Genomic DNA, 14,752 nt, shown 5'->3' on the forward strand with positions numbered 1-14,752 from the left:
CCCTTTTGGCAATAACATACGCATATTCATCATTAAACATAATAAGATGGCGCTGTTAGCATACTTGCATTACACAACAGACATCTTTGAGGTATTTATGACAGACGTAGCTCGTTATCAACAGAAAAGTAAAACTCTTAGTGCCCTGAGTATTGCTGGTGTTGCTTTGACTCTTGGTCTAGCTGGCTGTAGCAACAGTGAGACTACTGAGGCCGCAGCTGATGGTTCAGCGACGACAGAAGGGCAAAATATCGAGCTACTTAATGTCTCATACGATGTGGCACGTGACTTCTATAAAGACTATAACCCATTGTTTGTTGAGCACTACAAAGCTGAAAACCCAGACAGCAATATCCTAATCAAACAGTCACATGGCGGCTCAAGTAAGCAAGCATTGTCTGTTGCCAACGGTCTACAAGCCGATGTTGCCACCATGAACCAAGGCTCTGATATTGAGCTGCTTGAGAAAAAAGGCTTAGTTGAGTCAGATTGGGAAAGCAAATTCCCAGACAACGCGGTGCCGTTTACTAGTACGATCGTATTTTTGGTGCGTAAAGACAATCCAAAAAATATCAAAGACTGGGAAGATTTGACCAAAGATGGTATTGAGATCGTCATGGCCAATCCAAAGGTCACAGGTAACGGTCGTTATGCGTTCTTGGGTGCATATGGTTACGGTCTACATGCTTTTAATCAAGATGAAACAAAAGCTAAAGGCTACGTAAAAGACATGCTAAAAAATGTCAAAGTCTATGAGAACGGCGGACGTGCCGCGACAACGACTTTCGTACAGCGCGGTATTGGTGATGTATTGGTCACGTTTGAAAACGAAGCCAACCTTGCAGCGACTGATTTTGGTGCAGGTCAAGTAGACATCGTTTATCCAAAATACTCGATCAAGTCAGAAAGCCCTGTGGCAGTTGTGAAGACGGTAACAGATAAAAAAGGCACTACAGACGCTGCCAAAGCGTATCTTGATTACTTATGGAGTGAGCCTGCTCAGCAGCTAGCGGCCAATCTATATCTACGTCCTAGCGTTAAGAGCGTGCTTGACAAAAACGGTGACAAATTACCGCCAGTTGAGACTTTCCGCCCGAACGATGCCTTTGGCACATGGGATGAGATCATGAGCACTTACTTCAGTGATGGTGGTGTATTTGACCAATTGGCAATTAATGCGCCTCAGTAATCGCGAGCTAAGTAGTTAGAGCAGCTACTGCGTTAAACACTGAAACGGATTAACTCAGTTAATCGTGCAGTCAGTCATGAAGCACCCCATAAAGGACATGGTCGTACGCACTATGTCCTTTATATCATAAGCCGACCAATAATAATTTTGATAACAATGGTAATAATGGTCTTACAGTGAGCACCCTCGCTAAGTACCATCAGTTAGGCAATAGGACATCACTATGAGTGCAACATCTTCTTCTGCCAGTAAGCCCGGCAACAAAAAAGGTTGGCTGACCCGTTTGCGTCAGCGCAATGTGCTACCCGGCTTCGGTCTGAGCATGGGTATTACTGTCTTTAGCTTGTCGTTATTGGTGGTACTACCGTTTGCCATGATGGCTTATACCACGACGCAGATGGGTTGGACGGGCTTTTGGGAAACCATTACTCAGCCACAAGTCACTGCCGCTATCAAGCTGAGCTTATGGATGTCTTTTTTGGCGATGCTGACCAATATGGTATTTGGCACACTAGTCGCATGGGTGCTTGTCCGCTATGAGTTTTGGGGTAAGTCACTGATTAATGCCTTGGTGGATTTGCCATTTGCACTACCAACGGCCGTTACAGGTATCTCGCTTGCCACTTTGTATGCGCCTAATGGCTTGATCGGTCAATGGTTTGCCAAGTTCGATATTCAAGTCGCTTTTACGCCGATAGGTATTTGGCTAGCACTAGTTGTGGTGAGCTTCCCCTTTATTGTCCGCGCGGTGCAGCCAGTACTCGCTGAGCTGTCCGTTGAGTTTGAAGAAGCGGCTGCGGTATTGGGCGCTAATCGTCTGACGACTTTTCGTAAAGTGATTTTGCCAGAACTATTGCCAGCCTTGCTGATGGGTGCAGGTATGATGTTTGCTCGTGCCACTGGCGAGTATGGTTCAGTTATCTTTATCGCGGGTAATATTCCGATGCAGTCTGAGATTTTGCCGCTTATCATTATCAGTAAACTTGAGCAGTTTGATATTCAAGGTGCTTCTGCGGTTGCACTATTTATGCTACTCATATCATTTGTCATCTTGCTGACCATTAATATCATGCAGTGGAAACTGTCGCGCCGTGTAGGAGCTCGCTAATATGCAAATATCTAATAGCTACGACTACCAAAGCAACGCTGCGACCAAAGATACCCCATGGATACGTCGTACCTTTATTGCCATTGCGGTGTTATTCATGGTTGTCATGTTGGTCATTCCATTACTGGCTGTGTTTTATGAAGCTTTTAAAAATGGTTGGCAGTTGTATATTGCTTCATTAGTAGACCCTGAAGCTTTGCAAGCCATCAAGCTGACGCTTATCACGGCAGGTATTGTCTTGCCAATTAATATGGTAATGGGCATCGCAATTGCATGGTTGGTCACGCGTTACCAGTTTAAAGGTAAGCAGCTGGTCACCACTTTGCTAGATTTACCATTTTCGGTATCGCCAGTGGTTGCAGGTTTGATGTTTGTGCTGCTGTTTGGACTGAACTCTACTATTGGTGGCTGGCTTGAGAGTATGGGTTTCCAAGTAATATATGCAGTGCCTGGTATTATTTTGGCTACACTATTTGTGACCTTTCCGTTTGTTGCACGTGAGCTGATTCCATTGATGCAGACTCAAGGCGACTCTGAAGAGCAAGCAGCGCTAACATTAGGCGCGACTGGTTGGCAGACGTTTTGGCATGTAACATTGCCTAATATCAAATGGGCGCTGCTATATGGTTTGATTTTGACCAATGCCCGTGCGATGGGTGAGTTTGGTGCGGTAAGCGTGGTTTCTGGTCACATTCGCGGCGAGACCAACACCATGCCGCTATTGGTTGAGATTGCCTATAACGATTATAACTTTACCGCTGCGTTTGCCTTATCGAGCATATTGGCTGCATTGGCCTTGGTGACGCTACTGATTCAACAAGTCATGACCAAGATACAAGAACGTAAATTTGCCAAGTCTGAGCGGCTCGCCAGCGCACCTGAACTGCCAGTGAGTGCCAACGCAACGGCCGCCACTGAATCGGTAAGCGCGGACAGTACTGGCAAGGTATAACTGCCATTATCTGATAAATGATGTTAATACTACGGATGCAGCCGCTACTCAGCTACTTGCCACGATACGACAAAAGATATAATAAGAGATACGATTATGAGCATTGAGATTCGCAACGTTAATAAAAAATTCGGCAATTTTACCGCTTTAGACAATATCAATATCACCGTGCCGACTGGCAAGCTGACGACGTTACTAGGTCCATCAGGCTGCGGTAAGACTACTTTGCTACGTATTATCGCGGGTCTGGAATATGCCGACTCTGGACAGGTATTGTTTGATGAGCTAGATGTGACCAATACCCCAGTCCAAAAGCGCCATATTGGCTTTATGTTTCAGCATTATGCGCTATTTCGCCATAAGAACATCGCGGATAATGTGGCGTTTGGATTGACCTTGTTGCCAAAAAACGAGCGTCCGAGCAAAGCTGATATCAATAAGCGCGTGGCAGAGCTCTTAGACCTCGTACAGCTACCACAAGTTGCCAATGCTTATCCACATCAGCTATCAGGTGGTCAGCGTCAGCGCATAGCGCTAGCCAGGGCACTTGCTGTCAAACCGAAGCTGTTGCTGCTAGATGAGCCGTTTGGTGCACTAGATGCCAAAGTCCGTAAAGAGCTGCGCACATGGCTAAAAAACATCCACCATGAGCTTGGTATCACCAGTATCATGGTAACGCATGATCAAGAAGAAGCGCGTGCAGTATCAGATGAGATCGTCGTGATGAATCAAGGCCGAGTAGAGCAGGTGGGCACGTCAGAGGAGCTGATACACCAGCCAGCCAACGCCTTTATCAGCGATTTCTTAGATCTTGTATAATTATTTGACCTAGCGCAATTTAGGTCGAATTATCAATATTTGAGCAAAAAAAAGACCTACGAAAGTAGGTCTTTTTTGTTTGGCGCATTGCCGCAGATCTATTGTCTTAAGCGCTTTTTATAAAGCACAGTCAAAGAACCAAAAATCTAAGCGGACAATAGTATCTAAGCAAGATCCGATACATCTCTACTAGTGCCTCTAGGAGTGATTTGCTCGTAGGTGATGTCTAAGATATCTTGACACCAATCTGGTAAATCATCAGCGACCTCATACCACATCCAAGTACCGTCACGTACACAGCTCAAAATACCCAGTTTTTTCAAATGGTTTAGGTGGCGTGATATCGTTGGCTGTGGCTGGTCAAGCATATCTACCAAATCACCCACGCAACGTGCTTCTTTTTTGAAAAGAATTTGAAATATTTTTAGACGTGTCGGATCAGATAGGACTTTGAATAAATCGATAGGTCGTATCGTAAAGTTATTATCAGACATAGGAGAATTCCAATGGGCTTCGTTAATAGGGGTTCAATATAACAGCAGTTATCTACAAAATCGATTAAAAAATAAGCAAATTTACAGTTCATCGTCAATTCACTACCTTTGACAATATTCGGTTACACGCACATTTATATCCACTTACATAAATGAACTACCTGTAATACAAGGATACTGTCTCAACAAATAAATATATCGAATGTGATTGAAAATGATAATAATTATCGTTATTATACTGCAAGCGTTAAACGTGATTTCAACGACTAATTTTTAATTGCTAGAAGACAGTAAATTATCCGTTTATCAATGACACTTATCACAAAGGTTTTTATATAAGTGTCGTATGCCGTCATTATCGAATAGTGGTATTCCGAGGAGCCAATCCATGTACGTATGTATCTGCAACAACGTAAAAGAAAAGCAAATCAAAGCAGCTATTGCTGCAGGTGTTGATACGCTCGATGGTCTAAAAGATACGCTCGATGTAGCAACGTGCTGTGGCTGCTGTGAGCCGATGGTCAATGACTACCTAGACGAACATCATGCAAAACTTGATGATTTAGCGTACGCCGTTTAAATATTATCAACCATATAACTTATAATATAATACGATAAAATATATTCATTATTTTGCATCTAACTTTATTTATTATACATAAGGGGTAGGGTGCAAGCGTCCATATAACCTCACTCAAACGCCAGCATGTTATATAACACATATCAATACTAGTTGTAGCTAATTATGATTCTCAATTAGCATCTTATTCTTAGTTCATAACGTTACACCCTATACTGCGCCTGTATGCTACTATATTTATCTGAGATTAGAAGCCATTTTATTGATTTTGATTTTTACTGATCAGTTCGCCAATTATGCTATCCTTATATAATAAATTGTGGATGTATGGTGATCGGTAAAAATAAATAGGGGAGTACGCGTTATGATAGGTAGCCAGAAAGTCATTGATTATTTGAATTTCTTACTAGGTGGTGAGCTTGCTGCCCGTGACCAATATTTTATCCATTCAGAGATGTATGCTGAGTGGCACTATGGCAAGTTGTACGATCGTATCCATCATGAAATGGAAGACGAAACGCTACACGCACAGAACATCATTCGCCGTATCTTGATGTTGAGTGGCACGCCAAAGATGTCTGTCGACGCTATCCATATTGGTGCGACTGTCCCTGAGATGTTGCAGTTTGACCTAGATTTAGAGTATCAAGTACAAAAGCATCTAAAAGAAGGTATCGCACTTTGCGAAGCAGAGCATGACTATGTCACGCGTGAGATGCTGGTTGAGCAGTTGAAAGACACCGAAGAAGATCATGCGCATTGGCTTGAGCAGCAGCTCCGTCTCATCGACATGATTGGTCTACCGAATTACCTACAAAGCCAAGTGGCTGAAGTCACTCCTAATATTGTCTGATATCATCCTACGTATGAATAGCATTCACAGTATTTAGCATAAATAATAGAGATTAAGGGAGAAAGGTAATGACAGGGGATAAAGAAGTTATTCGCGCGTTAAACAAAGTACTTGGGCAGTCATTGATTGCCATCAACCAGTATTTTTTGCATGCACGTATTGCACGTCATTGGGGTCTAGAGGCGCTTAATGACTCATTGTATAAGCAGTCTATTGCTGAGATGAAATGGTCAGACGACCTAATCGCTCGTATTTTGCTGTTAGGCGGCTTGCCAAACTTGCAGGAACTGGGCAAGGTATTGGTCGGCGAAGATGTACCAGAAATCATTGAGTGCAACCTACGTCTTGAGAGACAAAAGTTCGATATTATTACTGATGCCATCACCTTGTGTGAGACAAAGTCTGACTACGTCTCTCGCCAGCTATTAGTCACGCTAAAAGATGGCAATGAAGAGTATGAAGACTGGTTAGAGACGCAGCAGGACTTAATCGAGAGTATTGGTGTAGAGCGCTACATCCAATCGCAAATGAGTGATGATGACGCATAATAGTACTTATTATTGAGGTAAGTCGTAATAAAAAGCCAGTATGAGATTGATAATCCAATCGCATACTGGCTTTTTTCTGTCTATAGATAAGACATTTCTAACAGTTCGGCTATACAGAATAGAGATGTGTCGTACGTAAAATCTCACTTAATAGAAAGCTTATCTCGATTGAAGACACGCCCTAGTATAAACCGCGGCCATCCTCAGGTTTTAAACGTAAAAAATACAGCCCCGAGAGAATGGTCAAAATTCCCAATATCCAGTAAGTGGTTTGGAACGCTACTAACGTATCCATCTGTAGACGCTCACGTAATAGATTCAATACAGCAGCACCGAACGCAATACCAAAGCTAATCGCTAGCTGCTGATTGACTGCCATTAAGCTATTGCCGCTACTGGTCTGTGTGCCTTGTAAATCGCCAATCGTAATCGTATTCATCGCACTGAACTGCATAGAGTTGCAGGCACCCATGATGGTCAAGATAGGTATAAACCATAGCCACTGCGATGCATCATTAAACTGCGCTAGTACAATGATAAGCGAACCCATAAACAAGGTATTGTAGACCAGTACTTTGCGATAGCTAAACCGTTGAATAATCTTGCTAACCCAAGGTTTGATGCCTATAGCACCCACTGCAATCGGGGCAAGCAACCAACCTGCCTGCGAAGGTGAGTACTCAAATACCACCTGTAGTAGTAAAGGAAGCAAAAATGGTACTGCACTGATACCAAGCCGCGTAAATAAATTGCCTGTAATACCGATTCGAAAAGTGCGAATGTCAAACAAGCTGAGTGGAAACAGGGGAGCTGCTCGCCGTTTGGCATGCCAGATATACGCACCGATCAATAGACTTGCGCCTAACCCAAGCAACAATCCATAAATCCCGCGACCTGTCTGTGAACCAAACTCGACAGCCAGTGTGAACCCGCAAGCAGCGGCGGCAAACAATACAAACCCTGTCCAATCAAGACGCTTAGTATCTTCATAGAGCGCTGGGACCAGTTTTTTGCCCATAATAAAACCTGCCACACCCATCGGTATATTGATCAAAAATATCCAATGCCAGCTAGCATATTGCACGATATAGCCGCCTAATACTGGACCGACCAGCGGTGCAACCAAAGCAGGTATTACAGCAAAATTCATCACAGTGAGCAGCTTATTGCGCGGATAAGACTTAACCAATATCAAGCGAGCGACAGGCGTCATCATGGCACCGCCGATACCCTGTACCACACGTGAAGCAACCAAAAAATCTAGCGTTTGCGACGCCGCGCACAGTAATGAGCCAATACAAAAAATGATGACCGCGGATAGAAATACGCGGCGTGTGCCATATTTATCCGCTAAAAAACCACTGATAGGGATAAAAATCGCCAAGGTTAATGCATAGCTGATGACAGCCCACTGCATCTTTAGTGGCGACTCACCCAGTGCTTGCGCCATTTGTGGCAACGAGGTATTCAAAATAGTAGCGTCTAAAATTTGCATAAATAGCGCTACCGCTAGTACGTAAGGCAGGTATTTCTCTTGAGTTGGGGTGAGCGTTACCATGTGAGTCCCATTGAACGTCTCGTTATGAAGTAAGAAAATAGCGGATTTGCGAGCAGATCACTATGCAAGCTGAGTAGTATAAGAAAGCCTAGCTCATAATAAAAGTGACTCAAAGTAACTGATATAAGATAACTTATATAAGAGCAACGATGCGAAAGGTAGCTAATAAAAAGGCAAAGAGGTGAAATAAGACAAAAAATTCGATGCGTGCTAATAGCTCGTCTCTATTTACTTTGGCAGTAGAAACACAACATTGATTACAAGAGAGGACTTTAATATCGTTACGAGTTCTCGTTATAGTAAACCTTCGCGGCAGTCATAAATACAAACCGAGGATAAATTATGAGTCAAGATAATAATAAATACGTACCACCAAAAGTTTGGACGCAAGATAAAGATAATGGCGGCAAATTTGCTAGTATTAATAGTCCAACGTCTGGAGCTCGCTATGATAAAGAGCTGCCTGTTGGCGATGCTCCGTTACAGCTGTACTCATTAAACACACCAAATGGTGTCAAGGTAAACATACTATTAGAAGAGCTGGCAGAACTTGGTATTGACGGAGCAGCATATGATGCCTACAAAATTGATATTTCTAAAGGTGAGCAGTTTGGCTCAGGGTTCGTAGAGATAAACCCTAATTCAAAGATTCCAGCTTTGGTCGATCATTCTACTGATACAGCAGGCGAGCCGATAGCACTGTTTGAGTCGGGCGCTATCTTAATGTATCTAGCAGAAAAGTTTGATAAGTTCCTGCCACTGGCTACTGGCAAAGCGCGAGCAGATTGTCTGTCTTGGATTATGTGGCAAATGGGTAGCGCGCCTTTCTTAGGTGGCGGCTTTGGGCACTTTTATGCGTATGCGCCTGAACCTTTAGAGTATCCAATCAATCGCTATACGATGGAAACCAAGCGTCAGCTCGATGTATTAGACACGCATTTAAAAGATCATGAGTACCTATGCGGCAATGATGAATCTGATTACAATATTGCGGATATGATTGTCTGGTCTTGGTATGGCCAGTTGGCACTAGGTAAGCTCTATGACGCAGCAGAGTTTTTACAAGTAGAAGACTACAAACACTTGCAGCGTTGGGCTAAGAAAATCGCTGAACGTCCTGCAGTTAAACGTGCAGTAGCGCTAGAGCTAAAACCAATCGACTAAACCAAGCACTCAATACAGTTTAGATCTAGCACTACAGTTTAAACATAAGTAAATCTTAAACACAGCAGCAAGGCTGATAAGCAAATAGCTTATCAGCCTTTTTATTTATATTCATATAAATGAATATAATGATGCTAGGTCTTCCCTTTGTCTTTACACAATGATACATTAGTACAACAGATAGAAACACTAGTGCGTTAAGATAGCCGAGCACCATTACAATAGACAGGTGTTTATACTTCTTCTACTGAAAGGTGATGATTATGAAAGACAATAATTATATAAAAGATATGTCGCTATCAAAAGGTGCTGATTTAACTGGTGTTAGTAGGTCAAGCATTACCTATGACGATCATAAGTATGATTATAATAGCTATAAAGACAGTGCCCAGTCTAATAAAAATCCCAAAAACCTCACTGTAGAGCATTATTCGGAAAACATACCTAAAAAAATAAAAGAACAACCCACCTATATGATAAAAAATAAAATATTACTGCCTGTACTTGCAGCGCTTAGCACAGCTTTACTCAGTACCACCAGTATGGCCAATACATCGACTGAGTTTACCAGTCAAGACTGGCAAGTCGCTTGTGATAATACGCGTACGTGCCGGCTAGCAGGCTATCAAGCAGAGAATAACAGTGAGTTTCCGGTTTCTATATTGCTCGTACGCCGTGCAGGTGCGAATGCTGGCGTGGATGGTAAAGTAAAGCTTGGCGGGGCAAAGGACAGTTCGTCTAAAGCCTTAATGCAGCTCGGTAACCGTCATCGCATCTCGTTGTTTATTAATGACAAGGATTATGGCGAGACGAAGCCGTATTCAGCCGCTGCAGGTAACGCTGAGTTGACTCAAGCACAGGTAACTGCATTGTTAGAGGCGTTGACCAAATCTAGCAAGATTACGTTAGCCTTGCGCAATTCACGTTGGCAGCTCTCTGACAAAGGTGCCAGTGCTGCTATGCTAAAAGCCGATGAGTTCCAAGGTCGCGTTGGTACATCCAGTGCTTTTATCAAAAATGACGATGCTGTTAAATCTAGTGGCGGTATATTGCCTCCCAAAGCTGCACCAGTACTACGGTTTGTCGTGCCAAGTGCCAAAGCAGACGATGGTAATGACAAAAAGTTTGTGATGAGGTCCTCTCAGTTGGCAGCGTTGGTAAAAGGCACAATGAAAGATGCAGACAGCGTTTGTCCCAATCTTTCAGACAAATCACCTTGGCGTATTAGTCGTCTAAATGGCTCGCAACTGTTGGCACAGCATGAGTGCTGGACGGGCGCTTATAACGCTGGAGCAGGGGTTTGGGTGATCAATGATAGTAAACCTTATAAGCCAACGTTGGTAACGACCAATGCTACTGGCTACGATAAAGGCAAGCTTACCTCTGTACAAAAAGGGCGCGGCATCGGTGATTGCATGAGCAAAACTGATTGGCTATGGACGGGCCGTGCATTTGAAAAAAGTCATGAAAGCACTACTGGACTGTGCCGCTTAATCGAGGCGGGTGGGGCATGGCAGCTACCTACCTATGTCACAGAAGTCAAAGTAGTACGATAGATAAATAACGAGTAACTCATTTGCTTTAGCTATTCAATTTTGCTTTAGGTATTAAATAAATCACCTAAACTTGTTTATTATCAACACTGTTAGTGCTTATTTACTCAGTAATTGAAGAAATAGGTACATATAATTTTTTATTGTGCTATACTGCGTCGCCACGTTAGCTTAGGCTTTCGTGAATTATGAGATTGATAACATCGCCTGCGATTTTGGGTCTAGGATGACCATAAGTAATTGTTGCCGATGATTTTGTGTACTTAAATAACCTTTAAAAATATCCGTTATTTTTGACTCATATCTTATCTACTGGCCTATAACTAGGGTCTAGATTGGTTGCTGTTTGCCTTTATCTGCTTTGGACAAAGCATTGATAATGAGCGTATATCAAGCAAGGATAAGACACTCGGCACTACCACCAAAATACGTCAGACAGCACGAACGCATTTATTATAAAGACGCTAAGCTCTATTGGCTTGGTTTCTAATTATCGACAATTTTATGTTGCTCGGTAATGCTAATAAGAGCAGCGTGGTGAACGGTTATCAGTGGTATGCATCAAGTTTGCTGAATTTACAGCAACTTATACTTACCAAGGATTCTTATGACTGACATCTTATCTGCAATCGCCGCTGAAAACGGCATCATCGAAAGCACTGACACTCCAAATACTGATAATAATACTCAAGCGGCTGCTACTGACGCCACTGAAGAAAACAAAATTACCTTTACTGATCTTGGTATTGCTAAGCCAATTCTTACTGCGCTTGATCGCAGTGGCTATACCAATCCAACCCCTATTCAAGAACAAGCTATTCCTTTTGCTCTAGCCGGTCGTGACCTTTTATTGTCAGCGCAAACGGGTAGTGGTAAAACAGCGGCTTTCGTTATCCCTGTACTTGACCGTTTGAGCCGTGCCACTAGCTTTGACAAACTAACCAAAGCACTTATCCTAACGCCAACGCGTGAACTTGCTCAGCAAGTACATGACAGCGTTCGCACTTATTCTAAAGACATGCGCGGTCTATTTTGTGTACCACTAGTTGGCGGCGCACCATACAACGGTCAGATCACTGCTTTGAAAAAGGGCGTTCAAGTAATCGTTGCAACTCCTGGTCGTCTACTTGACCATATCAATGCAGGTCGCGTTGATTTGTCAAACCTAGAAGTATTGGTACTTGACGAAGCTGACCGTATGCTAGACATGGGTTTTGCTGATGACATCAGTGATATCCTTCGTGCAGCACCAATCGATCGTCAAACGATCATGTGTTCAGCAACTTGGGATGGCCCAGTAGGTAAAATCGCTGCCAGCTTCACTAAGAACCCTGAGCGCGTATCAATCAAAGTAGAATCTGCACACATCGAAGAAAAAGTGTATTACTGTGATGATTTTGATCACAAAAACCGTTTACTTGACAAAATCGTTTGCCAGCAAGATATGGAACAGATCATTATCTTTGCTGCTACCAAACGTAGCACTGAAAAACTGGCTAAGCAGCTACAAGAAGCGGGCCATAAAGCAAGCTTCCTACATGGTGATTTGCCACAGAGCAAGCGTAACCGTATCGTTCAAGACTTGCGTAATGGTAAAGTAAAAATCCTAGTAGCGACTGACGTTGCTGCTCGTGGTCTAGATATCCCAGCCATCTCGCACGTTATCAACTATGACTTGCCGCGTCAGACTGAAGATTACGTCCATCGTATCGGTCGTTGTGGTCGTGCTGGTCGTACTGGTGTTGCTATCAGCCTATGTAGCATGGATGATCGTCCACAGCTTAACGCTATCAACCGCTATTTAGATCGCAAAATGGAAGTATGTGTTATCGAAGGTATGGAGCCTAAGAAAACTTACGTACCTAGCGAAAACAAAGGTAATGGTCGTGGCCGTGGTCGTGGTCGTTCTAACGGCGGTGGCGGTCAAGGCCGTGGTCGTTCAGGCGGTGGCTATGCTGGTAAATCTAGCGGTGGTGGTCAAGGTCGTGGTCGTTCAAGCGACAGTGCTCCAACTGGTCAACGCGCTAGCAACGACAGCGGTTATCAAGGTAAGCCACGTGACACGTCAGGCAAACCAAATGAGCGTTCAGGTGGCAAGCCGTATCAAGGCAAGCGCACTGGTGGTCCAAGCCGCGGTGATAGCAATGGCGTTCCACGTGGTGAGCGTGCTGCAACTGGTCGCGGTCGTCCAAGCGGCAGCCAAGGTCGTCCAGCTGGTCGTTCTGACAGCCGTGGCCAAGGTCGTCCAAACGGCGGCAACCGTGGTAATAATTCGTAATACAGCTATATTTGACGATTAAAATCATTGATTCATTAATCGTCTAAAGATAGCATTGAAAAAGCCAGATACTTGTTATCTGGCTTTTTTGTGTTTACTTGTTTTGTATTACGCCATGATTAGCTTATACCCTTACTTGCCTAGCCGTTCCCTTGCTATTCATCCTGTCAAATACTACTCGGCAAATCCTAGCTAATAGTCGATGGCTGCTTGCAGGAGTTTTTTGCCTTGTCTATACTGATTTACTTTTGCCCGTTGTAACTCTTGGAGCGCCTTGATGCCTGCCACCTCAAACTTAGCAATTGATAATTTGCCATTAGCCTTTGGCATCATTATGGCCATTATTGGTCTGGTTTTTTATACCCAAGGCTTGCCGGGTAAGTTTTGGCGTCGGTTTTATGCCGTATTGCCTGGTATTGTACTTTGCTGCTTTATACCAGCCACCTTAAATAGCTTAGGCGTGTTTGCCGATGGCGTTGGTTCGCAGATTTATGGCTTTACTGCGACTTATTTGCTGCCAGCAAGTTTGCTATTGATGACCTTATCCATGGATGTGCCCAAAATATTGGGCTTAGGCTGGAAAGCGATCGCGATGTTTTTTGCTGCCAGTATCGCTATCGTCATCAGTGGTCCAATCAGTTTGGGAGTCGCTAAATGGGTATCGCCTGCCATGTTTACCGATGATACGTTATGGCGTGGGTTCTCGGCCGTAGCGGGCAGCTGGATTGGCGGCGCAGCTAACCAAGCAGCGATGAAAGAGCTATTTGGAGTCAGTGATGATTTGTTTGGTATGATGATTTTGGTCGATACCACCAATGCCTCACTGTGGCTGCTAGCTATCTTAGTAATGGCTAAACATAGCGACAAGATAGACCGTTTTTTGCGCGCTGATACCAGTAGTATTGATAAAGTAGTCAAAGCAGTCGAGAGCTATGAGCGTGATCATGCCCGCCCAGCAACCATCAATGACTTGATGGTGATGTTTGGCTTATGCTTTGCCATGGTTGGAGTGGCACACTTTGTCGGTGGTCAGATTGCAGATTTCTTTGCCCCTTATAGTTGGGCCGTTCAATATAGCTTTGCCAGCTCGTTCTTTTGGATGGTAGTGATTATTACGGTAATAGGGGTTATATTTTCGTTTACTAAGATGCGTAGGTTAGATCATGTTGGCGCATCAAAAATCGGCACAGTATTTATCTTTGTATTAATTGCCGCAATCGGTATGCAAATCAATCTGGCGGGTATCGTCTCACAGTGGCGTTTACTGTTAATCGGCTTACTATGGATGAGCATCCATGTCGTTATCATATTTGCCGTCGCTAGAATCATTCGTGCGCCATTTTTCTTTTTGGCAGTTGGCTCTAATGCCAATACGGGCGGTGCATCCTCAGCACCGATTGTCGCTACGGCATTTCATCCATTACTGGCGCCTGTTGGAGTCTTCTTGGGTATTTTAGGTTACGCAGTAGGGACATTTGGTGGTTATATTAGTACCCAATTGATGCGTTTGGTTGTGTCTTAATACCTAAGTTGCCAGTCTCTTAGCAACTTAATAGCATTTCTTGCTAAACAAAACCCGCGTTGATGCGGGTTTTTTATTATTAATGATTGGGTGACTTGAGTTATCGTTTTGTCTATCTATGCTATTGATACGTA

13 protein-coding genes are annotated in these 14,752 nt (G+C 43.6%); 11 read left to right on the forward strand and 2 right to left on the reverse strand.

The annotated features are described in order from the left end of the window. The first annotated feature begins 97 nt into the window (after positions 1 to 97). The 4 genes from ACI2IW_RS10040 (at position 98) to ACI2IW_RS10055 (ending at position 4,068) form a co-directional block, all read left to right on the forward strand. The gene (locus ACI2IW_RS10040) at positions 98 to 1,189 is read left to right on the forward strand and encodes a sulfate ABC transporter substrate-binding protein (RefSeq protein ID WP_404693556.1); all 1,092 of its coding nucleotides are present in this window, start codon (positions 98 to 100) and stop codon (positions 1,187 to 1,189) included. A 223-nt stretch (positions 1,190 to 1,412) separates the two neighbouring features. Beyond that, complete coding sequence (gene cysT, locus ACI2IW_RS10045) at positions 1,413 to 2,297, forward strand: sulfate ABC transporter permease subunit CysT (RefSeq protein ID WP_057760265.1); 885 nt, start codon at positions 1,413 to 1,415, stop codon at positions 2,295 to 2,297. Position 2,298: 1 nt separating this feature from the next. Continuing rightward, positions 2,299 to 3,249, forward strand: a complete 951-nt coding sequence (gene cysW, locus ACI2IW_RS10050; RefSeq protein ID WP_404693557.1) for a sulfate ABC transporter permease subunit CysW — start codon at positions 2,299 to 2,301, stop codon at positions 3,247 to 3,249. Between the two features lie 96 nt (positions 3,250 to 3,345). After that, positions 3,346 to 4,068, forward strand: a complete 723-nt coding sequence (locus ACI2IW_RS10055; RefSeq protein ID WP_082624600.1) for a sulfate/molybdate ABC transporter ATP-binding protein — start codon at positions 3,346 to 3,348, stop codon at positions 4,066 to 4,068. Between the two features lie 164 nt (positions 4,069 to 4,232). Here ACI2IW_RS10055 and ACI2IW_RS10060 read toward each other — a convergent pair whose 3' ends face one another. Then, complete coding sequence (locus tag ACI2IW_RS10060; protein ID WP_057760261.1) at positions 4,233 to 4,562, reverse strand: helix-turn-helix transcriptional regulator; 330 nt, start codon at positions 4,560 to 4,562, stop codon at positions 4,233 to 4,235. Between the two features lie 388 nt (positions 4,563 to 4,950). On the opposite strand from ACI2IW_RS10060, the gene ACI2IW_RS10065 reads away from it, so the two are divergent. From ACI2IW_RS10065 to bfr (ACI2IW_RS10075), 3 genes are all read left to right on the forward strand, one after another. Continuing rightward, positions 4,951 to 5,142, forward strand: a complete 192-nt coding sequence (locus ACI2IW_RS10065; RefSeq protein WP_165598065.1) for a bacterioferritin-associated ferredoxin — start codon at positions 4,951 to 4,953, stop codon at positions 5,140 to 5,142. Positions 5,143 to 5,506: 364 nt separating this feature from the next. Then, a complete protein-coding gene (gene bfr / locus ACI2IW_RS10070) occupies positions 5,507 to 5,995 on the forward strand; it encodes a bacterioferritin (RefSeq protein WP_201607172.1) in 489 nt (162 codons plus the stop codon). Between the two features lie 68 nt (positions 5,996 to 6,063). Next, positions 6,064 to 6,543 carry a bacterioferritin gene (gene bfr / locus ACI2IW_RS10075; RefSeq protein ID WP_191113616.1) on the forward strand — a complete coding sequence of 160 codons (480 nt, stop codon included), beginning with the start codon at positions 6,064 to 6,066 and terminating at the stop codon, positions 6,541 to 6,543. A 181-nt stretch (positions 6,544 to 6,724) separates the two neighbouring features. Here the strand turns inward: bfr (ACI2IW_RS10075) and ACI2IW_RS10080 are convergent, their stop codons facing one another. Then, positions 6,725 to 8,101 (reverse strand): DHA2 family efflux MFS transporter permease subunit, encoded by a 1,377-nt coding sequence (locus ACI2IW_RS10080; protein WP_404693558.1) that lies wholly within the window; start codon positions 8,099 to 8,101, stop codon positions 6,725 to 6,727. A 342-nt stretch (positions 8,102 to 8,443) separates the two neighbouring features. Here ACI2IW_RS10080 and yghU point away from each other — a divergent pair, with 342 nt between their 5' ends. The 4 genes from yghU to ACI2IW_RS10100 all read left to right on the forward strand — a co-directional run bounded on the left by yghU (position 8,444) and on the right by ACI2IW_RS10100 (position 14,618). Continuing rightward, complete coding sequence (gene yghU / locus ACI2IW_RS10085) at positions 8,444 to 9,265, forward strand: glutathione-dependent disulfide-bond oxidoreductase (RefSeq protein WP_101205897.1); 822 nt, start codon at positions 8,444 to 8,446, stop codon at positions 9,263 to 9,265. A gap of 263 nt (positions 9,266 to 9,528) precedes the next feature. Beyond that, entirely contained in the window at positions 9,529 to 10,821 is a 1,293-nt protein-coding gene (locus tag ACI2IW_RS10090; RefSeq protein WP_404693559.1) for a DUF1176 domain-containing protein, read from the forward strand. A 604-nt stretch (positions 10,822 to 11,425) separates the two neighbouring features. Beyond that, positions 11,426 to 13,096 carry a DEAD/DEAH box helicase gene (locus tag ACI2IW_RS10095; protein ID WP_179799169.1) on the forward strand — a complete coding sequence of 557 codons (1,671 nt, stop codon included), beginning with the start codon at positions 11,426 to 11,428 and terminating at the stop codon, positions 13,094 to 13,096. A 277-nt stretch (positions 13,097 to 13,373) separates the two neighbouring features. Next, positions 13,374 to 14,618: a DUF819 domain-containing protein gene (locus tag ACI2IW_RS10100; protein ID WP_404693560.1), complete on the forward strand. Its 1,245-nt coding sequence runs from the start codon at positions 13,374 to 13,376 to the stop codon at positions 14,616 to 14,618. The last annotated feature ends 134 nt before the right edge of the window (positions 14,619 to 14,752 follow it).

Origin of the sequence: Psychrobacter sp. NPDC078501 (assembly GCF_044900935.1) — a bacterium.
In the GTDB taxonomy this organism is placed as follows: domain Bacteria; phylum Pseudomonadota; class Gammaproteobacteria; order Pseudomonadales; family Moraxellaceae; genus Psychrobacter.

Excerpts from the sequence above, each read along its gene's own strand:
- ACI2IW_RS10100 (WP_404693560.1), top strand. The coding sequence starts at position 13,374 with ATGCCTGCCACCTCAAACTTAGCAATTGATAATTTGCCATTAGCCTTT.
- cysT (WP_057760265.1), top strand. The coding sequence starts at position 1,413 with ATGAGTGCAACATCTTCTTCTGCCAGTAAGCCCGGCAACAAAAAAGGT.
- ACI2IW_RS10055 (WP_082624600.1), top strand. The coding sequence starts at position 3,346 with ATGAGCATTGAGATTCGCAACGTTAATAAAAAATTCGGCAATTTTACC.
- yghU (WP_101205897.1), top strand. The coding sequence starts at position 8,444 with ATGAGTCAAGATAATAATAAATACGTACCACCAAAAGTTTGGACGCAA.
- ACI2IW_RS10090 (WP_404693559.1), top strand. The coding sequence starts at position 9,529 with ATGAAAGACAATAATTATATAAAAGATATGTCGCTATCAAAAGGTGCT.
- cysW (WP_404693557.1), top strand. The coding sequence starts at position 2,299 with ATGCAAATATCTAATAGCTACGACTACCAAAGCAACGCTGCGACCAAA.
- bfr (WP_191113616.1), top strand. The coding sequence starts at position 6,064 with ATGACAGGGGATAAAGAAGTTATTCGCGCGTTAAACAAAGTACTTGGG.
- ACI2IW_RS10080 (WP_404693558.1), bottom strand. The coding sequence starts at position 8,101 with ATGGTAACGCTCACCCCAACTCAAGAGAAATACCTGCCTTACGTACTA.
- bfr (WP_201607172.1), top strand. The coding sequence starts at position 5,507 with ATGATAGGTAGCCAGAAAGTCATTGATTATTTGAATTTCTTACTAGGT.
- ACI2IW_RS10040 (WP_404693556.1), top strand. The coding sequence starts at position 98 with ATGACAGACGTAGCTCGTTATCAACAGAAAAGTAAAACTCTTAGTGCC.
- ACI2IW_RS10060 (WP_057760261.1), bottom strand. The coding sequence starts at position 4,562 with ATGTCTGATAATAACTTTACGATACGACCTATCGATTTATTCAAAGTC.
- ACI2IW_RS10065 (WP_165598065.1), top strand. The coding sequence starts at position 4,951 with ATGTACGTATGTATCTGCAACAACGTAAAAGAAAAGCAAATCAAAGCA.
- ACI2IW_RS10095 (WP_179799169.1), top strand. The coding sequence starts at position 11,426 with ATGACTGACATCTTATCTGCAATCGCCGCTGAAAACGGCATCATCGAA.